The 17642-nt window shown below is 60.2% G+C and carries 22 protein-coding genes and 1 other annotated feature; of the genes, 4 read left to right on the top strand and 18 right to left on the bottom strand.

Annotated features, from left to right (window positions below):
• The first annotated feature begins 25 nt into the window (after positions 1–25).
• Genes nqrF through nqrM form a run of 3 tightly spaced genes read left to right on the top strand, consistent with a single transcriptional unit; the run spans position 26 to position 2524 of the window.
• The gene (gene nqrF / locus A9G06_RS03660) at positions 26–1249 is read left to right on the top strand and encodes an NADH:ubiquinone reductase (Na(+)-transporting) subunit F (RefSeq protein WP_005338656.1); all 1224 of its coding nucleotides are present in this window, start codon (positions 26–28) and stop codon (positions 1247–1249) included.
• A 3-nt stretch (positions 1250–1252) separates the two neighbouring features.
• On the top strand, positions 1253–2290 hold the full coding sequence (locus tag A9G06_RS03665) for an FAD:protein FMN transferase (RefSeq protein ID WP_069554299.1): 1038 nt from the start codon (positions 1253–1255) through the stop codon (positions 2288–2290).
• Positions 2291–2299: 9 nt separating this feature from the next.
• The gene (gene nqrM, locus A9G06_RS03670; protein WP_005338668.1) at positions 2300–2524 is read left to right on the top strand and encodes a (Na+)-NQR maturation NqrM; all 225 of its coding nucleotides are present in this window, start codon (positions 2300–2302) and stop codon (positions 2522–2524) included.
• Between the two features lie 73 nt (positions 2525–2597).
• Here the strand turns inward: nqrM and A9G06_RS03675 are convergent, their stop codons facing one another.
• The 17 genes from A9G06_RS03675 to A9G06_RS03755 all read right to left on the bottom strand — a co-directional run bounded on the left by A9G06_RS03675 (position 2598) and on the right by A9G06_RS03755 (position 15637).
• Positions 2598–3137: a DUF3833 domain-containing protein gene (locus A9G06_RS03675; RefSeq protein ID WP_069554300.1), complete on the bottom strand. Its 540-nt coding sequence runs from the start codon at positions 3135–3137 to the stop codon at positions 2598–2600.
• Between the two features lie 14 nt (positions 3138–3151).
• Positions 3152–3694, bottom strand: a complete 543-nt coding sequence (locus A9G06_RS03680; RefSeq protein WP_069554301.1) for a chalcone isomerase family protein — start codon at positions 3692–3694, stop codon at positions 3152–3154.
• Complete coding sequence (locus A9G06_RS03685; RefSeq protein WP_005338671.1) at positions 3651–3872, bottom strand: TIGR02450 family Trp-rich protein; 222 nt, start codon at positions 3870–3872, stop codon at positions 3651–3653. The genes A9G06_RS03680 and A9G06_RS03685 overlap by 44 nt, the downstream gene beginning before the upstream one ends.
• Entirely contained in the window at positions 3869–4345 is a 477-nt protein-coding gene (locus A9G06_RS03690; protein ID WP_069554302.1) for a DUF2878 domain-containing protein, read from the bottom strand. The genes A9G06_RS03685 and A9G06_RS03690 overlap by 4 nt, the downstream gene beginning before the upstream one ends.
• Positions 4346–4347: 2 nt before the next feature.
• A complete protein-coding gene (locus A9G06_RS03695) occupies positions 4348–5604 on the bottom strand; it encodes a cyclopropane-fatty-acyl-phospholipid synthase family protein (RefSeq protein ID WP_069554303.1) in 1257 nt (418 codons plus the stop codon).
• The gene (locus A9G06_RS03700; RefSeq protein WP_069554304.1) at positions 5604–6386 is read right to left on the bottom strand and encodes a DUF1365 domain-containing protein; all 783 of its coding nucleotides are present in this window, start codon (positions 6384–6386) and stop codon (positions 5604–5606) included. Before A9G06_RS03700 ends, A9G06_RS03695 begins: the two co-directional genes overlap by 1 nt.
• Positions 6383–7642: an FAD-dependent oxidoreductase gene (locus A9G06_RS03705; protein WP_069554305.1), complete on the bottom strand. Its 1260-nt coding sequence runs from the start codon at positions 7640–7642 to the stop codon at positions 6383–6385. The genes A9G06_RS03700 and A9G06_RS03705 overlap by 4 nt, the downstream gene beginning before the upstream one ends.
• Positions 7639–8373: an SDR family NAD(P)-dependent oxidoreductase gene (locus tag A9G06_RS03710; protein ID WP_069554306.1), complete on the bottom strand. Its 735-nt coding sequence runs from the start codon at positions 8371–8373 to the stop codon at positions 7639–7641. The genes A9G06_RS03705 and A9G06_RS03710 overlap by 4 nt, the downstream gene beginning before the upstream one ends.
• Positions 8370–8798: a nuclear transport factor 2 family protein gene (locus A9G06_RS03715; protein ID WP_069554307.1), complete on the bottom strand. Its 429-nt coding sequence runs from the start codon at positions 8796–8798 to the stop codon at positions 8370–8372. The genes A9G06_RS03710 and A9G06_RS03715 overlap by 4 nt, the downstream gene beginning before the upstream one ends.
• 1 nt (position 8799) lies before the next feature.
• The gene (gene phrB, locus A9G06_RS03720) at positions 8800–10221 is read right to left on the bottom strand and encodes a deoxyribodipyrimidine photo-lyase (protein WP_069554308.1); all 1422 of its coding nucleotides are present in this window, start codon (positions 10219–10221) and stop codon (positions 8800–8802) included.
• Entirely contained in the window at positions 10218–11105 is an 888-nt protein-coding gene (locus A9G06_RS03725) for a MerR family transcriptional regulator (RefSeq protein WP_069554309.1), read from the bottom strand. The genes phrB and A9G06_RS03725 overlap by 4 nt, the downstream gene beginning before the upstream one ends.
• A 69-nt stretch (positions 11106–11174) precedes the next feature.
• Positions 11175–12122, bottom strand: a complete 948-nt coding sequence (locus A9G06_RS03730; protein WP_069554310.1) for a DUF523 and DUF1722 domain-containing protein — start codon at positions 12120–12122, stop codon at positions 11175–11177.
• 180 nt (positions 12123–12302) lie between these two features.
• Entirely contained in the window at positions 12303–12944 is a 642-nt protein-coding gene (locus A9G06_RS03735; RefSeq protein WP_042080712.1) for an autotransporter, read from the bottom strand.
• A 189-nt stretch (positions 12945–13133) separates the two neighbouring features.
• Complete coding sequence (locus tag A9G06_RS03740; RefSeq protein ID WP_069554311.1) at positions 13134–13706, bottom strand: DUF3157 family protein; 573 nt, start codon at positions 13704–13706, stop codon at positions 13134–13136.
• Between the two features lie 106 nt (positions 13707–13812).
• Positions 13813–14649, bottom strand: a complete 837-nt coding sequence (locus A9G06_RS03745; protein ID WP_069554312.1) for a hypothetical protein — start codon at positions 14647–14649, stop codon at positions 13813–13815.
• Between the two features lie 79 nt (positions 14650–14728).
• On the bottom strand, positions 14729–15007 hold the full coding sequence (locus A9G06_RS03750; protein ID WP_069554313.1) for a DUF6482 family protein: 279 nt from the start codon (positions 15005–15007) through the stop codon (positions 14729–14731).
• An 18-nt stretch (positions 15008–15025) separates the two neighbouring features.
• Complete coding sequence (locus A9G06_RS03755) at positions 15026–15637, bottom strand: HAD family phosphatase (RefSeq protein ID WP_069554314.1); 612 nt, start codon at positions 15635–15637, stop codon at positions 15026–15028.
• Positions 15638–15807: 170 nt separating this feature from the next.
• Positions 15808–15929, top strand: a sequence feature (Phe leader region).
• Positions 15930–15967: 38 nt separating this feature from the next.
• Between A9G06_RS03755 and pheA the strand changes: the two genes are divergently transcribed.
• On the top strand, positions 15968–17140 hold the full coding sequence (pheA, locus tag A9G06_RS03760; protein ID WP_069554315.1) for a prephenate dehydratase: 1173 nt from the start codon (positions 15968–15970) through the stop codon (positions 17138–17140).
• Between the two features lie 76 nt (positions 17141–17216).
• Here the strand turns inward: pheA and A9G06_RS03765 are convergent, their stop codons facing one another.
• Complete coding sequence (locus tag A9G06_RS03765; RefSeq protein ID WP_069554316.1) at positions 17217–17642, bottom strand: LPP20 family lipoprotein; 426 nt, start codon at positions 17640–17642, stop codon at positions 17217–17219.

Here is a 17642-nt window from a genome sequence, read left to right on the forward strand (position 1 = left end):
TCCTGCAATCAGAAAGGAACGATAGATGGAAATTATTTTGGGTGTGGTCATGTTTACCGTGATCCTGCTGGCACTGGTGGCAGTCATTCTGTTCGCCAAGTCCAAGCTGGTGACCGCGGGCGACGTGACAATCAGCATCAATGGTGACCCGGCCAAGGCTGTGACCAGCCCGGCCGGTGGCAAGCTGCTCGGCGTGCTGGCTGGCAGCGGTATCTTCGTCTCCTCCGCCTGTGGCGGCGGTGGCTCCTGCGGCCAGTGCAAGGTACGGGTGAAATCCGGTGGCGGCGACATTCTGCCGACCGAACTGGATCACATCAGCAAGGGCGAAGCCCGTCATGGCGAGCGTCTGGCCTGTCAGGTTACCGTTCGCTCCGACATGGATATCGAACTGCCGGAAGAGATCTTCGGGGTGAAGAAGTGGGAATGTACTGTTATCTCCAATGATAACAAGGCCACCTTCATCAAGGAGCTCAAGCTGCAGATCCCCGATGGCGAGAGCGTGCCGTTCCGCGCCGGTGGTTATATCCAGATTGAAGCCCCGGCTCACCACGTGCACTACAAGAACTTCGATATTCCCGAGGAGTATCGCGGTGACTGGGATCGCTTCAAGATCTTTGAGCTGGAGTCCAAGGTCGATGAGCCAATCATCCGTGCCTACTCCATGGCCAACTATCCGGAAGAGTTCGGCATCATCATGCTGAACGTGCGTATCGCAACCCCGCCCCCGAGCAACTGGACTGCCCCTCCGGGACAGATGTCCTCCTACATCTTCAGCCTGAAGGCTGGCGACAAGGTGACTATCTCCGGTCCGTTCGGTGAGTTCTTCGCCAAAGACACCGATGCCGAAATGGTATTCATCGGTGGTGGTGCGGGTATGGCGCCGATGCGTTCCCATATCTTCGACCAGCTGCGTCGCCTGAAGTCCAAGCGCAAGATGAGCTTCTGGTACGGTGCCCGTTCCAAGCGCGAAATGTTCTATGTCGAAGACTTTGACATGCTCGCCGCCGAGAACGAGAACTTCACCTGGAACGTCGCGCTGTCTGATCCGCAACCGGAAGACAACTGGGACGGCTACACCGGCTTCATCCACAACGTGCTCTACGAGAACTATCTCAAGAACCACGAAGCACCGGAAGATTGCGAGTTCTACATGTGTGGACCTCCGGTGATGAACGCTGCCGTCATCAACATGCTCAAAGATCTGGGCGTTGAAGACGAAAACATCCTGTTGGATGACTTTGGTGGTTAATCCATGCACAGTGTTGTAAAGACCTGGCTAGCCTTCGGGCTAGCCTTTTTCTTGACTGGGTGCGGTCAGGAGACGGTCCAATCTAAACCGGAGATCCACATCACCGGTAGCACCATGGGCACTTATTACTCCATCAAGGTGGCGGACAGCGCCATCAGAGATCCGGCCAAATTGCAGGCCGAGGTCGATGTCTTGCTGGAGCGGGTCAACGATCAGATGTCGACCTATCGCCCCGATTCCGAACTGTCGCGCTTCAACCAGAGCCGTGACAACAAACCGGTAGTGGTCTCCCGCGATACCGCACGGGTCGTCACAGAGGCCATTCACATTGGCCGTGAGAGCCAGGGGGCGCTGGACGTCACCGTTGGCCCCTTGGTCAATCTGTGGGGCTTTGGCCCGGACAAGAAACCGACCAAGGTCCCCTCCGATGAGCTGATCACCCAGACTCGCCAGAAGACCGGTCTGGGCAACCTGCACGTCATCACCTCGGTGGATGCCGACACCCTGCAAAAAGATATTCCGGACCTCTACGTCGATCTCTCCGCCATCGCCAAGGGCTTTGGTGTGGACAAGGTAGCCGAGTATCTGGAGTCACTGGGTGCGCGCAACTATCTGGTGGAGATTGGCGGCGAGCTGCGGATCAATGGCGTCAACGGCAAGGGTCACCCCTGGCGCGTGGCCATCGAGAAGCCCACCGCAGGCACCGGCACGGTGCAAGAGGTGATCGTGCCCGGTGATAACGGGGTGGCTACCTCCGGCGATTACCGCAACTACTATGAACTGGATGGTCAGCGCTTCTCCCACACCATAGATCCGCGCAGCGGCAAGCCGATCCAGCACCGTCTGGTGTCGGTCACCGTGATCCACCCCTCCTGCATGACCGCAGACGGGTTGGCTACCGTGTTTATGGTGATGGGGACCGAGAAAAGCCTGGCCTATGCCAACGAGCGCGGCCTGGCGATCTTCGTGATCACCAAGACGGACAACGGCTTTGAAGAGGCTTACTCCGATGCCTTCAAGCCCTATCTGGTCAAGAAGTAAGAGGTAGAGATGCAGATTTTTCTGATCACCTTCGGGGTATTCATGCTGGTGATAGCCGCCATGGCTATCGGTTACATCTTCCAGAAGAAGACCATCTCCGGCTCCTGTGGCGGTCTGGGTAGTGTCGGCATCGAGAAAGAGTGCGATTGCCCGGAACCCTGTGACAACCGCAAGAAGAAGATGGCCAAGGAAGAGGCCCGTCGCAAGATGCTGGAAGAGAACCGCATCATCTGATGACTCTGGTTTTTCGGTAAACAAAAGCGCGCCATCGGCGCGCTTTTTACTGGCCGTTATCTTGCGTTAACGGTCAGGGCTGACGTTCGATATAGAGGATCACCTCGCCAAGATGGATACCGAACTTGCTGATCTCGGCACGATTGATCAGACGATCTTCGTCCAACAGATACATCCAGTCATCGAAGCTCACCCGCACCACCTCGCCATCCGGCAGCGCCAGATCAAGCTGATAACGCCAGTTGAGGGCAAACCCTTGGCTTTTACCCATCGCCTCCCCCACCACATCGGAAGCAGTACCGCGCCAGTGACCGTCAACCCCCTTGCTCAGATACCAGGTACGGGTCTGCTGGCGGCCATCATCAAAGTAGAACTGCTCGAACAGCTCTCCCTTTCCATCCTTCCAACGACCCACCATCTCGACCCGAAAGCGACTGGTCACTTCGCCGCTGCGGTCGGTCACAAGGCCGTGAGCCACCAGTTTGCCGTTGAAGAAACGGGCGAGATCCCAGTTTGGCCCCTGCCCCCGATAGTCATCGAGACTGGCACCACAGCCGCTCAGCAGCAAAAGGGGGAGCAACAGCAACCAGCGGTATGCACGATAGAAGGACATCAAAGACTCCATGTTCAGGGTTGGCCACGCAGGCGGCGGGTCAGGGCAGGATCGCGGCTGTTGTCAGCCAGCCAGATGGCGAGAAAAGCGGCCGAGAATTGCGGATCGGCCAGAGTGCCGAGGGGTTTTTCTTGCCACCAGAAGTGGCCTGCCCCCCCCTTGTCGACATAGAAGGTGAGCTTGTCGCCTGCCTGCACATCGGGCCAGAGTGCAGCGAGCTGGCCGAGCCAGCGCTGACGCTCGACCTCAGTGCCAAGACCAAGCCGCTGCCACTCGGCGGCGGTAGCGCTCAGCAGATCTTGCCGCTCGATGGCTCTGGCATAGATGAGGGTCAGTGCCTGCGGATAGTGACCGGGCTGATAGCGCCCGCTCGCACTGTAGAGGGTGGCATCGTAGAGCTTGAACCAGAGCCAGTTCATCTCCCCCTGCCCGACCGGGCGCAGCTGCTGCCAGGGGGCGGCAGAAGCCTGCACTGCGGTTGCAGCCAAGAGCGTAAAGGCCAGCAGCAGCGGGTTAATTCCACCCCATATGCCAGTGGTTGGGGTCTTCCAGTTCATGCCAGTCCATCTCCTGTTCCTGCAGGGTGTTGATATCCTGCATCACCACCTGCACCAGCTGCCCCTGCGCATCCCGCTGGCAGGCAACCACCAGATAGAAGCGATCAGTCAGCTCATGCTGGCTCTCTTTGGTCCATTTGGAAAAAAGCAACGAGTCGGTCGAAAAGGTGTTTGTCATGACTCACCCTCCAGCTTGACCATTACCCACAGGAGTACGGGTAACCACCACATCCAGATCACTGCCAGCAACGCCGTACTGATCCAGATGCCCCAGGGTAAGTGTACTGCCCCCATGGCGGCCCCCGCCACATAGGAGGAGGCACCGCCAAATACGCCAAACAGCGCCTGCTGCCAGCGAGGCAAGCGCAGCAGCCAGCGCATACCGTGGGCCAGCGTCAGGGCAAAACCAAACCAGAGCAGTACCAGCCAGAGGGGAAAACCGGACGGGAACCGGAACAGGCCGAGCTGCCAGAGCAGGGCATCCAGCAGACAGCCGACGACCGCGATGGGAAGCAGCCGCCAGTCACGCTGGCGGCTGGGTGAGAAGAGAAAGTGCAGCAGCAACATTGCCAGCAGCGGGCCCGGCTGCTGCCACTTCACCGCCAGCAACCAGTAGAGGTTGAATCCCAGCAGGTGAGCCCACTGCCACATGGTCAGTGACCGCTTACTGGCACATCACCCGACCAGCCAGCAGGCCCCGGCTTGGCGGCCTCCAGCTGCACCAGACTGATGGTGCGCTCCCAGAATCCCCCCTCGCAATAGGCAAAGTAGAAGTGCCACAACCGGATGAAATCCTGGCTGTAACCGAGCTTGGGCAGCTCGGGCGCCAACGCCAGAAAGCGATCGCACCAGTGAGCCAGGGTGCGGGCATAGTGATGGCCGTGATCGTGCAACCGTACCAGTTGCATGTCGGTCTCCCGCGCCAGCAGCCCCGCCATCTGGGAGACACTCGGCAGGCAGCCACCGGGGAAGATGTAGCGCTGGATAAAATCGACTCCGCGCAGATACTGGGCATGGCGCTGATCGGCGATGGTGATAGCCTGAATCAGCAGGCGGCCACCGGGCTTGAGCAACCGTGACAACTGGCGGAAATAGTCGGGCAGGAAGGCATGGCCCACCGCCTCGATCATCTCGATGGAGACCAGCTTGTCATACGTCCCCTCCAGCTTGCGGTAATCCTCCAGCAGCAAGGTGATGCGATCCCCCAGCCCCTCCCGCGCAATCCACTCCTTGGCATAGTCATGCTGGGCCCGGGAGATAGTCGTGGTGGTCACCCGGCAGCCATAGTGGCGGGCGGCATAGACGGCGAGGCCGCCCCAGCCGGTGCCGATCTCCAGCAGATGATCGTCAGGCCTTAACTCGAGCCGCTCGCAGATGGTGCGCAGCTTGGCCTGCTGCCCCTCTTCCAGAGTGGCCTCGGCGCTCGGATAGATGGCGCTCGAGTACTGCATATGGCTGTCGAGAAAACCCTGATAGAGGGTATTGCCGAGATCGTAGTGGGCGGCGATGTTGGAGCGCGAACCGGTCAAGGTATTGCGGTTGAGCCAGTGGCGCACCTTGTTGAACGGGAAACTGAGCCAACCGAGGCGCCGCTCGAGAGAGTCAAGCAGGGTCAAGTTGCGGGCCAGCAGCCGCACCAGCGCCACCGGATCCGGGCTGGTCCAGAGCCCCTCCACCCAGGTTTCCCCAGCGGCAATGCTGCCCCCCAGCAACAGGCGACGATAGAAGGCAGGATCCTGCACCACCAGTTCGGCATGCAGATCGGTACCCGCGACACCAAAGCTGTGGCGCTCACCGCCATCCCGCAGCAGCAGCTGGCCATGTTCGAGGCGACCCAGCAGATTGAGCAGCAGTTGTCTTGCCCCCTTGTCGATGAAAGAGGCAGAGAGGGTTGATTGAGCAAGTTCCATTAGCGGCTCTCCGGATGGGTAAATATCGGGGTTCGTTTGATAAATAGACGCAGGGCCTGCCAGTAGATCCCGAGCAGCACCTTCATGGTCATCCATGGCCAGCGGGCCAGCAGGGCCACCAGCCCCTTGCGCGACAAGGGTTCGCGAGTGAGCGCAAGGGTGGCGTCAAACAGCTTGGCTTCACCGGATACGGGATGACTCTCGATATGGATCAGAGTCTCCTGCGCGGGCGGCCTGATCCGCCAGTGATAACGCATCGCCAGCCCCATAAAGGGGGAAACGTGAAAATCCTTGTCATGGGGTGCCAGCGCCGCCAAATCCAGCAGGTAGTAGTGACGCTCGTTCCAGGGGGTGTTCGACACCTCTGCCAGCAGATAGCGGGCGTCTCCCTGCCGGTAGCAGAAGTAGAAGTTGACCGGGCTGAAGTAGAACCCCAGACAGCGCACATTGCCGAGCAGCAGTACCCGCCCCTCGGGCTCGGCATCGCCACCCAGTTCGCTCACCTTCTGCCACACCGCCTGCTTGAGGCTTCCCTCACTCCCCTTGAGATAGTCATGGCGGTGAAACGAAAGCAGCCCCGAGCGCTCCACACCGAACCAGCGCCCCTGATCGAGCTGCGGCAGCTCGTCGAGATCCAGTCCCAGCATAAAGAGGCTGTAGGAGAAGGCGTGGGCCCGCGGTGCGAAACGGCGGTGGCGCACCGAACCCAGCCAAATGGCGCTGGTAACACCGGCCAGTTCGTCGGCACGCTCATGTTCCGTGGCCACAGTGGCGCCGTTCATAGCTCGGCCCCGAAGCGCCTGGCGACATCCAGCGCGCTGCGCACCCCATCCTCATGGAAGCCGTTGTACCAGTAGGCACCACAGAAGTGGGTGTGCTGCTGGCCGCAGATCTCCGCGCGCCGCTGCTGGGCGGCGATGGAGGCCTGATTGAACACCGGATGGTGGTAGACGAAGCGGCGCAGCACCTTGCTCTCATCCACCTTGCCCTTGGGGTTGAGGCTGACGCAGAAGGGCTCCGGCGAGTTCACCCCCTGCAGGATGTTCATGTTGTAGCTCACCAGCGGCCGCGCCTCGTCATTGCCATCGAGCTGATAGTTCCAGCTGGCCCATGCCTTGCGGCGGGTGGGCAGGCAGCTAGCATCGGTGTGGAGCCAGACATCGTTGGCCTGATAGGGCATGTCGCCGAGGATGGCCTGCTCCCGCTCGCCGGGATCCGCCAGCAGCGCCAGCGCCTGATCGCTGTGGCAGGCGAAGATCACCTCGTCAAACCGCTCCTCACCGTAACTGCTCTGGATCACCACGCCGTCCGCATCCCGCCGTACGCTCTGCACCGGACAGGCGAGGCGGATCTGCGACTGCCAACCCGCGGTAAGGGGGCCGATATATTCCCGCGAGCCACCCGGGATCACGTACCACTGGGGGCGATTGGCCACATCCAGCAGGCCGTGGTTGGCAAAAAAGCGCAGGAAGAAGCCAAGGGGGAAGGCACGCATATCGGCCAGGGTCGATGACCAGATCGCCGCCCCCATCGGCAAGATGTAGTGGCGGGCGAAGTAGTCGCTAAACTCCCCCGCCAGCAGAAAGTCTCCCAGGGTCAGCTCGGAGCCAGCACCCTGATGTTGACCATCTGCCAGCCAGGCCCGTGCCTCCCGGTTGAACCGCAAAATCTCGGCGACAAAGCCGTAGAAGCGCGGACTCAGCAGATTACTGCGCTGGGCAAACAGGGTGTCGAAGTTGTGGCCGTTATACTCCAGCCCCTCCGGGCTCTTTACCGAGAAGCTCATCTCGGCCGGTTGGCGCGCCATGCCGATACGTGCCAGCAACTTCAAGAAGTTGGGGTAGGTGCGATCGTTGAAGACGATAAAACCGGTGTCGATAGCATAGCTGCGGCCAGCCAGATCCACATCGACGGTAGCGGTGTGACCGCCCAGGGTCGGCGCCGCCTCGAACAGGGTGATGTCATGGAGTTTGTGGAGCAGAAAACCGGCGGTGAGCCCCGAGATCCCTGAACCGACGATGGCGATCTTTTTCTTCATGAATGGCTTCCTTTCGATACGAGTGCGCGGCCAAGGCGCAGCCAGAGCCCCACCGGCAGCGCACCAAGCAGGCGCAGCAACCAGATGAAACGGCGGGGAAAGTGGATCTGGTGACGACCAGCGGTCAGCCCGTCCATGATGGCGCGGGAGGCCTGCTCCACCGTCACCAGGCAGGGCATGGGAAAATCATTTTTGGCGGTGAGCGGCGTCTGGACAAAGCCGGGGCGGATCAGGGTCACCCCGATCCCTTTGCTGGCCAAATCGAGGCGCAAGGTATCCGCCAGATAGTCGAGGGCCGCCTTGGAGGCGCCATACGCCTCGGCTCGCGGCAGCGGCAGCCAGCTCACCGACGAGCTGACGATGGCCAGCCGAGATCCCGCCCCGAGCAGCGGCAAGAAGGCGGCCAGCGCATGGCCGGTGGCGGTCAGATTGGTCTCAATCACCCGGGCAAACAGCTCGCTGTCAAACCCCTCGCCGACATCCATGTACTCGCAGTTGCCTGCGTTGAGGATCAGCAGATCGAGGGATGGCAGCGTGGCAGCCACCCCGCTCATCACGGCCAGATCCCGGGCATCGAACTGCAGCGGCGTGACGCCAGCCAGCCCCAGCGCCTGCAGCCGTTCGCCATCGCGACCACAACCCCATACCTGCCAGCCTGCCCGCCGGTAATCGAGCGCCAACTGGCGACCGATGCCGGAGGTTGCCCCGGTGATGAGCACCCGGCCGCTCATGCGCCGAGCCTCCCCTTGATAGTGCGTACCACGGGCCCGAGCAGCGGCAACTGCTCGTAGAGCATGGCGCCAAGGTCAAAATAGTCCCGGTGCTGGCACACCTTGCCCGCCTCGTCGAACTCGAGGCGGGTGGCCCCCTCCACCATCACCGGCTCACCACCGCGCAAGCTGGGGTGCGAGAAGGTCATGGTCCAGCCGAGCCAGGCCTGCTGCCCCTGTTGCTGCTGACTGGTGATGACGAAGCGACAGTAGGCGAGGCGCTGATAGAGGGCGGCAAAATAGTCGCCAAGGGCCGCCAGCCCCTCGATACGGTGGGCCGGATCGGTAAAGACCACCTGTTCGGCATAGACCTCGGGCAAGCGGTGCAACTGCTGTTTGTCCAGTTGCTGATAGAGGCCAATAAAGCGGGCCAGCGGCTCGTTCATCCTATTTCTCCAGAGAGCTAAACATCTCGATGGCTCTCACCCGGGCAACGGCGTGATCCACCATGGGTGCCGGATAATCCTGTCGCCCCTTGAGCCGCAGCCAGTCGTGGGGCTGATGCACATAAGCGGCGGGAATATCGGCAAGTTCAGTTACCCAGATACGGATAAACTCCCCTTGTGGATCAAATCGTTGCCCCTGAGTGGTGGGGTTGAAGACCCGAAAATAGGGCGCCGCATCGGCGCCGGTACCCGCCGCCCACTGCCAGCCGCCGTTGTTGGCCGCCAGATCGCCGTCGATCAACCGACTCATGAAGTAATCCTCCCCAAGCCGCCAGTGGATATGGAGATCCTTGGTGAGAAAACTCGCCACTATCATCCGCAGCCGGTTGTGCATCCAGCCGGTAGCATTGAGACAACGCATCGCCGCATCGACGATGGGGTAGCCGGTTCGTCCCTCGCACCAGGCGGCGAAGGCGTCCGGATCCCAGCTCCACGGCAAGGCCGCCGTCTCGGGCTTGAAGGGACGATTCATGGAGAGGGTCGGGATCAGTACCAGCAGGTGGCGATAGAACTCGCGCCAGATGAGCTCATTGAGCCAGACAAAGCCGGGCTGGGCCTTGGACTGGGGCCGATAGCCAAGGCGCTGTTGGAGCGCCGCTACACACTGGCGCGGGCTGATGATGCCCGCCGCCAGATAGGGGGAGAGCACGGACGTGCCCGCGATGGCAGGGAAATCGCGGGTCTCGCCATAGTCGAGCACCGCCTGCTCCAGAAAATCGTTCAAACGGCGCCGGGCTTCCGCCTCCCCCACCAGCCAGCGTGGATCAGGCGTCAGCTCGCCGAGCGCCTCATCAACCCACGCCCGCTCGGCCAGCGGCTGCCACGGCAGCGGCTCGCCACGGGGCGCAGGAGCGCGGTGAATGACGAACCCCTCCTCATCGAGGGCCTTGAGCCAAGCTCGACTGAAGGGAGTGAAGACCTTGAACATCTCCCCCGACCCGGTCAGCACCCGCCCCGGCGGCAATACGCAACAGCCGTTGAGCCAGTGACAATTCACCCCCTGCTCTGCCAGCGCGGCGCTGACAGCATGGTCGCGACGCTGCTCGTCGATCTCGATAGCCTGATTGGCATAGAGCTGGGTCACCCCCTGCTCGCGGCAGAGGTCTGCCAACGCAGCGGGCGCCTCGGCAAAAGTCTCCACTCGCAGCAGATGGAGCGGGATGCCGAGCGCCGCCAGCTCGCGGCCCAACTCATCCACCTGCGCCAACATAAAGCGCTGACGAATCGGGGCCATTTTGTGCTGCCGCCACTGGGTGGGAGAGATGATAAAGAGCGCGGCCACCGGCTCATCACCGGCGCAGGCATGCCGTAGCGCAGGGTTGTCGGCAAGGCGTAGATCATTACGCAACCAGACCAGTTTCATGATTTTTTCCTCCCGCGTCCGCTGGCGCCAGCCGCAGCAGGAGCATTTGCCATCAGCTCGGCAAGGCTCGCCTGCCAGCCGTGGGCTTTAAGCCACTCGCTATCGTAGAGGCGCCCCAGCTCGCCAAACAGGCGCGTACCGACGGGCCAGCCGGCAGCCAGCTCCTGTTTGCCAAGCCCTGCCCCCAGCATGACCAGCCAGGGAGTGACGGCGCGTCCTTCAAGCAAGCTGGCATGGCGAGGCTCCACCGCTCCCAGCAGTTGCACCTCGTAGCCCTGACCGATCAGCTCGTAGGCGGCCCAGACCAGATCGAGGGGGCCGACTTGCCCCCAGCTCGCCAGCGTGATCGGCACGCCCTTCTCCTGCTCGATCAGGTGGCGGGCGAAGCGGGTATGGAGCCAGCCCAGCCACACCTGTTGCAGCAGCTCGCCATCAGGCCGCTCGCGCCACAGCCCCAGCAGCCGCTCCACCAGCGGTTGCAGTACCCGGCTGCGCACCAGATCGAACGGGTAGCTCGCCAGCAGGTCGTTAAGTTCGGCCTCCGCCTTGCGCTGGTTGAAGGCGAGCAGCGCATGACTGAACTGCTCCAGGGTCTGCTGCCAGTGATCGCTCACTGGCGCGGAATGGGGTTCGCTCAAGAGCCCCTTCACCTGCCCGATACTCACTCCCCGCTCCAGCCAGCTCAGGATCTCGCCGATCTGGCGGATATCCTGTTCGCTGTAGAGGCGGTGGCCCTTTTCGGTGCGAGCCGGTTGTACCAACCCGTAGCGGCGCTGCCAGGCGCGCAGGGTCACGGCGTTAACGCCGGTGAGACGGGAGACCTCGCGAATGGGGTAGATCCCCTCATCAGCGAGATGAGCAACTTCTTGCGATAAATCAGACATGACAACGTCCATCAAACAGAGGGGTAAGGCCACCCGGCGCAAACCATGCGCCGGGACAACAGAACGGATTCAGAGCCCGTAACGCAGCTTGAGCGTATCGGGGTGCGGATTGAGATAAACCTGCTCGGCGAGATAGGGATTGGGGTACTCGCGCAAGTAGTGGCGGATCAGGGTGAGCGGCACCAGCAAGGGGAAGATGCCGGTGCGGTACTTGTCGATGGTATCGGCAAGCTCCTGCTTCTGGGCCGGGGTCAGCACCCGCTTGAAGTAGCCCTGCAGGTGCATCAGCACATTGGTGTGGCTGCGACGGTTGGCTCGAAGGGTCAGCGCTGTCATCAATCCCTTGATGTAGTTGTCGGCCACCTCCTGCAGGTTGGCGGACTTGCCCAGATTGCCGAGCAGCTTGCCAAGCGCTCGGTAGTGGGTGGTGGCGTGGGAGAGCACCAGATACTTGTAGCGGGAGTGGAAGCGGATCAGCGCAGAGGCGGTAATGCCGCGGGCGCAGAGTTGCTGCCAGTCGTGGTAAGCGAAGACCCGCAGCACAAAGTTCTCCCTCAGGATGGGGTCGCACAGACGGCCATCTTCCTCTACCGGCAGCAGGGGGTTGGCCTCCATTAACGCCTTGGCAAAGAGGCCAATCCCCTCCTTGGCGCTCCCCTCGTTGTTGGCGCCATAGACCTTGACCCGCTCCATACCACAGCTGGGGGATTTGGCACAGAGGATATAACCGGAGATAAAGTCGAGCTGGCGCGCTTTCTGCTCGCTGAAGGCAATCAGCTTCTCGGTGACATCGAAGCTACCGTTGCTCGCTTCGGCGCGGATCTCGCCGTGACGCTTGACCAGCCGGATGGCGGCACGGGGAGCCCCGAGACCGATAGCCATCTCGGGACAAACGGGGTGATAGTCAAAGTGAGCGCCAAGATCCCGTTCGCAGAAGCTGGAGCGCTTGTGGCCCCCGTCGAAACGTACCTCTTGTCCCAGCAGGCAGGCACTGATACCGACTTTAATCTTGTACATGATGACACTCCTTGTATAAGCATTGATTCAGTTATAGCAGTTATACAAAAAAATGAAAGTTGTATAACTATTTGCGACTGATACGACACAAGGAGAAAAAAGGGATCACCGGAAAAAGAAAAAACCCATGGCGAACGCCATGGGTAAAAATCAAGACACTACGGACTACGGGAAGGGGGATTAGAAGCTGTACTTCACACCCAGGCTGGAGATGGAACCTTTTTGCAGATCCCAGTTGCGATAGGTGTAATCGGCAGTCAGCGCCCAGTTCTGGTTGAGCTTGTAGGCACCGCCCACCTTGAAGTCGTGCATATCGTCGGTCATGTTGGCGTAGCGATAAGCGGTGGAGAGCTCAACATTGCCGATGTCGTAGCGCAGACCCACTTCACCGTACATGCTGCCGCTATCTTTGCGAGCAACAGCATCCCACCCTTTGTTAGCGATATCGCTGGCAAGTTCACGCTCCAGCATGTAGCCGGTCACACCGGTTTCACCATAGAGGTTCAGACCCGTGCTCAGCGGAGTAAAGACACCAACACCGATGCTGGAGATCGACATGCTGTCGTTGCCGTTGCTGCGAGAGGTGTATTCAGTGCTGCCGCGACCATAGAAATTGGAGCCGAAGCTCTTGGAGAGATCCAGGCTCAGACCGCCAAAATCACGGGTTCCTTTGCTGTCATTGCTGAAGGTACCGCTGAGATAGTCGGATTTGGTGTGCGCCCAGGTGGCGGACCCCTTGGCGTAGCTGAAGGCATCCTGCGCCATGACGGAAGTAGAGGCAAACCCGGCCAGAACCAGAAGAGAGACAGTTGCTTTTTTCATGATGATAACTCCATGTGATTGGGCCCGTTGCTAGCGAGCTGGTATGGAGTCATTTTGCGATCAGGTTCCCGGCTTGCCGAGCTGCAAGCTGTTGCAGAACCATGTCAGATGTAAGCAGATATTGCAGGGGGTGTCAGCGGCAACAAGTTGCCGGCCCAAACAGTTTGCATGGGCCGGAACAACGCCAAATCAGCGGAAGACCACCTCGTCAATTTCGACACGCACCAGCGGCTGACCGGTCAATCCGGCAGGACGGGGGATCTCGAGGGCCAGTGAAGGACGGGCTTGCCCCTTGCGCAGATAGGTTTCCGGCAGACGGTTCTCGGCAACCCAGAAGCGGGCCTCCTGACGGCTCAGCTGCACACCGTCAACACTGAACAGGGTCACCATTCCACGCACCCCGACTACATTGCGGGTGCCGGTATTGCTCACCATAAAGGTCAGCACCAGTGGGTCAGCTCCCTCGATCTTGTCCAGCTTGACCACCACACCGTCACGCGCCATCTGGGCAAGCAGTTCCGGATTGGCCTTGGCCTGATCGGTCAACACCGGGGCCGCGACGGCCACCACGGCCCCAGCCTTCCCATCAGCAGCCACGCCCTGTACGGACTCGGCCGGTTTGACCACCAGATACTCCCAGGTGAAGTCGTCGTTGAGCTGAACCTGCCGACCATCGGGCAGCGTCACCTGAGAAAGAGGGGCGGCCTGCGCCAGTACGGGGGAGAGGCACAGGGCAATCAGCAGACGGGAGAAGGGTTTCATAAGGCGAAGCTCGGTAACGGGTGAAAGGGCGACAGTATAAACAGTCCCGTCGCCCCTTGCCTATGACGGCACTCACGTTCTGGCACCCGCATTGCTTGCCCGCAGGCTAGATGGCGAGATCGTGCCGCTCTTTCTGTGCCATATCCAGGGTCACCAGATCGAACTTGCTCCCCTTGAGGGCGGACAAAATATCCGATTGCATATCAAAGGCCTGCGCACGCTGATGTTCGGGCAGACGCACCCGGGCCAGGGTGGTGGAGCAGTCACACAGGGTATGGAAAAAGACCTGTGCTTCGTCCAGCCCCATGTCAGCCAGCATCTGCTCTGCCTGATCCACCATTCGCAGATAACGCTGCTCAAGCTGCCGTGGATTGGTGAAGCGATTGCTGAGGCAACCATTGCTCCCCTTGCCCCAACGACCGAGCTGACGCTTGTTGAAGCCGTAACGATAATCGCGGCGCATCAATCCGTTGTCGGCAAAAAACCAGATTGAGTTGGCAGGCAGAGACCCGAACTGGGCAAGATAATCATCACGCTCCTCCACCGCTGCCGGAACCAGCAACGGCAGATGAGCCCATTCCGGACGAGTCTGCACATACTCACCAATGCGGCGAACCGGGTCGATCAGCCCTTCAATATTTGGCAAGCGATCGCAAAAGACGATCTCGTCACTCTTGATGACCCAGTGATCGATGCCATAACGCTGGCAATAACGGCGGGCACGGGCCACTTCGCTGCGACTGCGGGTCGGATTATCGAGGGTAATTGCGTGGATTTTCACACCGGCAGCGCGGCACAGCTCGATGCTGTAGCAGGATTCCAACCGTCCCGAAAAAGAGACAACCAGCTCGTCAAAATTTGCCAGTCGCTCAATCAGCAGCTGTTCCCTGGCTTGAAAAGAGTGATCATATCCCTGATTCAGTACAACTATATTGGCACCCATTAAACAGCTCCGGATGATGAACAGGTGCAGTATTGTGCGGCAAACAAACTGAATAGACCCTTAAAGAGTCTGGTTAAAATTAAAACTTGATGATTATTTCCTGTGATTCTGCTGCTAAATCTTCATTTTGGGCGTCATAAATTCGTAATCTTGCTTGGTGAACCCGATGGGCTCGCAAGAAACCCTGCGCCTGATCCAGCGAGGTGAAGGTCAGGCGCCCTCCCTCGCTGTCGGTCAGGCAGAGGCACTCCCCTTCCGCCTCGATACAGAGCTGATAACCGCTGCCATCCTTGCAGGCGATGATCAGGGTCGCCTCGGGATAGTGACTGAGCCAATTGCGAAACCGGCCATGCTCCATAGTGCTCCTAGAGGGGCATCACCCCTTGCCGGTGGCGGGCAAACAGCCCAGCTCACCCAGTTGCTGGCGGCAACTCGCCGCGTCGGTAAAGACGATCCCCCTGATACCGAGGGCCTCGGCGGCCGCAATGTTGGCGGGACTGTCATCGATGAAGATACACTCTGCCGGTTTCAGATCGAACGACACCAGCAGATAGCGGTAGATATCCGGCTCCGGCTTCATCATCCGCACCCGCGCCGAGACCACCTTGCCGCTGAAGAAGCGCCAGAAATCCTGATGCAGCTCCAGCCAGTCGATGCTGGCATGACCCATGTTGGAGAGGGCATACAGGGTGTGCCCCGCCCCGTGCAGCTCGGCTATCAGGGTTAGCATAGCGGGATCTGGCAGCAGGGAAGCGGGAACTGCCTGTAAAATGGCCAGATTCTGTGCCGCCGAGAGGCCGGTGCGCGCTTGCGCTTCCCGGGCCATGGTGTGGAGCGACATGGTGCCTCTGTCCACCTCCAGCCAATCCGGGTGGTTAAAGAGCTGCTCGGCCAACTGTTCGGCCCCTTGCGGGCCACGCACGGAACGCACTATGCCTACCGGATCCCAGCTCACCACCACCCGTCCCAGATCGAAAATGATCGCCATCGTCTTTACCTCCCCCACTGGGTGTCAGTCATCAAAACAGAGTCAATAGAACATCGCTCATACGCCATTTTCTTAACCGGATACCCTGCCCCCATCCCCGCCCGCGGGCAAGTTTTACTTGCATCACAGCGGCAAATCCCTTAATGGTTATGACGTTACTTCAAGGACACACTTATGCACGCACCATTCTTCTTTGCTTTCTCGTTTATCCGGCCCGCTTGAGGGAAGGCCTGTCGTCGTGTGAACAGAAAGCAAAGACGAATCAAGCCTCCCCTCGCGGAGGCTTTTTTTTGCATCAATATCAATCGATTAATTGGATAGGGAACCATCATGGCAACGCTCGACGAGATCAGACAAGACATCACCCGGTTGGATCAGGAGCTGCTTGCCCTGCTGGCAAAACGCAAGACCCTCAGCATCGAGGTAGCCCGAGCCAAGCAAGCCAACCCGCGCCCCATCCGTGATCACCAGCGCGAGCAGGAGCTACTGGTCGCCCTGATCCAGCAAGGGCGCGTGCTGGGGCTTGATGCTCAGTACATCACCCGCATCTATCACACCATCATCGAGGACTCGGTGCTCTCCCAGCAGGCCTATCTGCAGAGCCTGCTCAACCCGGAGCAGCAGGAGCCGATGACCAGCGTCGCCTATCTTGGGCCGCGCGGTTCCTACTCCAGCCTGGCCGCCCGCAAATATCTGGCGCGCTACAAGGATCAGGTGATCGAGGTGAACTGCCAGAACTTCCGCGAAGTGCTGGATGCGGTAGAGTCGGGGCGCGCCGCCTTTGGCGTGCTGCCCATCGAGAACACCAGCTCTGGCTCCATCAACGAAGTCTATGACGTGATGCAACACACCAGCCTCTCCATCGTCGGCGAGCTCACCTACCCCATCGAGCACTGCATTCTCACCGCAGTCCCGACCGAGCTGAGTCGCATCAAGACCTTCTATGCCCACCCGCAGGTGTTTCAGCAGTGCTCCCACTATCTGAGCAAGCTGGAAGGGGCCCGTCACGAGATCTGCGACTCCTCCTCCAGCGCCATGATGAAGGTGAAAGAACTGGCAAGCCCGGAGGCCGCCGCCATCGGCAGCGCCGCCGGTGGCGAGCTCTATGGCCTGGATGTGCTGGCCGAGCAGCTCGCCAACCAGAAAGAGAACTACAGCCGCTTCATCGTGGTGGCGCGCAAGCCCATCGACGTGGCGCCGCAGATCCCGGCCAAGACTACCCTCATCATGTCCACCTCCCAGAAACCGGGTTCGCTGGTGGAGGCACTGCTGGTGCTGCGCAGCCACGAGATCAACATGACCAAGCTCGAATCCCGTCCGGTGCAGGGCAACCCGTGGGAAGAGATGTTCTACCTCGACGTCTCCGCCAATCTGCAGACCCCGGCGATGCAGGCCGCACTGGTGGAGCTGACCAAGATCACCCGCTATATCAAGGTGCTTGGCTGCTACCCGAGTGAGGATGTGAAACCCACCGCAGTGCCGCCGGTGCTGATGGGGAGCTAACCAGCCCACAACGACAAAAGGCGAGCACCCTGCTCGCCTTTTGTTTTGATGCCTGTTTTCAGGTCAGGCAATCAACTCAGAACTGACCCGCCATCAACTGATTGATGTTGTAGAGGGCACGGGTATCGAGCTCCATCTCGGTGGCATAGGTGTTGCCGCGCGGATAGGAGGCAACCACCCGGGCACCACGCACCACACCAGCGACCGACACATCCAGCGAGTTGGAAGTCTGGGTCAAGTCACGATAGCTGCTCTGGCCGCGCACCTGCTGACCATTGAGCTGCTCGGCCAGCTCGCGATATGCATCCATCTTGGAAGCGCGAATGGCTTGCAGCATCTTCTCCGACTGGGAGGGGCCGGGCTGGATGTCGATCACCGCATACCCCACCGCCTTGAGCACCGGAAAATCATCGGGCTTGCCACCCTGGGTGTAATCCACCACCCGGTTGTAGCTGCAACCGGTGAGCAAGAGTGCCAACAGGCAACCAAACAACATCTTCAT

This window comes from Aeromonas sp. DNP9, from assembly GCF_001728955.1.
Lineage (GTDB): Bacteria > Pseudomonadota > Gammaproteobacteria > Enterobacterales > Aeromonadaceae > Aeromonas > Aeromonas veronii.

Coding starts and splice junctions, on each gene's coding strand:
- A9G06_RS03730 (WP_069554310.1), bottom strand. CDS start 12,122: ATGTACAAGATTAAAGTCGGTATCAGTGCCTGCCTGCTGGGACAAGAG.
- A9G06_RS03765 (WP_069554316.1), bottom strand. CDS start 17,642: ATGAAGATGTTGTTTGGTTGCCTGTTGGCACTCTTGCTCACCGGTTGC.
- nqrF (WP_005338656.1), top strand. CDS start 26: ATGGAAATTATTTTGGGTGTGGTCATGTTTACCGTGATCCTGCTGGCA.
- A9G06_RS03685 (WP_005338671.1), bottom strand. CDS start 3,872: ATGACAAACACCTTTTCGACCGACTCGTTGCTTTTTTCCAAATGGACC.
- A9G06_RS03680 (WP_069554301.1), bottom strand. CDS start 3,694: ATGAACTGGAAGACCCCAACCACTGGCATATGGGGTGGAATTAACCCG.
- A9G06_RS03725 (WP_069554309.1), bottom strand. CDS start 11,105: ATGTCTGATTTATCGCAAGAAGTTGCTCATCTCGCTGATGAGGGGATC.
- A9G06_RS03755 (WP_069554314.1), bottom strand. CDS start 15,637: ATGGCGATCATTTTCGATCTGGGACGGGTGGTGGTGAGCTGGGATCCG.
- A9G06_RS03700 (WP_069554304.1), bottom strand. CDS start 6,386: ATGAACGGCGCCACTGTGGCCACGGAACATGAGCGTGCCGACGAACTG.
- A9G06_RS03675 (WP_069554300.1), bottom strand. CDS start 3,137: ATGTCCTTCTATCGTGCATACCGCTGGTTGCTGTTGCTCCCCCTTTTG.
- A9G06_RS03735 (WP_042080712.1), bottom strand. CDS start 12,944: ATGAAAAAAGCAACTGTCTCTCTTCTGGTTCTGGCCGGGTTTGCCTCT.
- A9G06_RS03690 (WP_069554302.1), bottom strand. CDS start 4,345: ATGTGGCAGTGGGCTCACCTGCTGGGATTCAACCTCTACTGGTTGCTG.
- nqrM (WP_005338668.1), top strand. CDS start 2,300: ATGCAGATTTTTCTGATCACCTTCGGGGTATTCATGCTGGTGATAGCC.
- phrB (WP_069554308.1), bottom strand. CDS start 10,221: ATGAAACTGGTCTGGTTGCGTAATGATCTACGCCTTGCCGACAACCCT.
- A9G06_RS03705 (WP_069554305.1), bottom strand. CDS start 7,642: ATGAAGAAAAAGATCGCCATCGTCGGTTCAGGGATCTCGGGGCTCACC.
- A9G06_RS03715 (WP_069554307.1), bottom strand. CDS start 8,798: ATGAACGAGCCGCTGGCCCGCTTTATTGGCCTCTATCAGCAACTGGAC.
- A9G06_RS03710 (WP_069554306.1), bottom strand. CDS start 8,373: ATGAGCGGCCGGGTGCTCATCACCGGGGCAACCTCCGGCATCGGTCGC.
- A9G06_RS03740 (WP_069554311.1), bottom strand. CDS start 13,706: ATGAAACCCTTCTCCCGTCTGCTGATTGCCCTGTGCCTCTCCCCCGTA.
- A9G06_RS03745 (WP_069554312.1), bottom strand. CDS start 14,649: ATGGGTGCCAATATAGTTGTACTGAATCAGGGATATGATCACTCTTTT.
- pheA (WP_069554315.1), top strand. CDS start 15,968: ATGGCAACGCTCGACGAGATCAGACAAGACATCACCCGGTTGGATCAG.
- A9G06_RS03695 (WP_069554303.1), bottom strand. CDS start 5,604: ATGGAACTTGCTCAATCAACCCTCTCTGCCTCTTTCATCGACAAGGGG.
- A9G06_RS03750 (WP_069554313.1), bottom strand. CDS start 15,007: ATGGAGCATGGCCGGTTTCGCAATTGGCTCAGTCACTATCCCGAGGCG.
- A9G06_RS03665 (WP_069554299.1), top strand. CDS start 1,253: ATGCACAGTGTTGTAAAGACCTGGCTAGCCTTCGGGCTAGCCTTTTTC.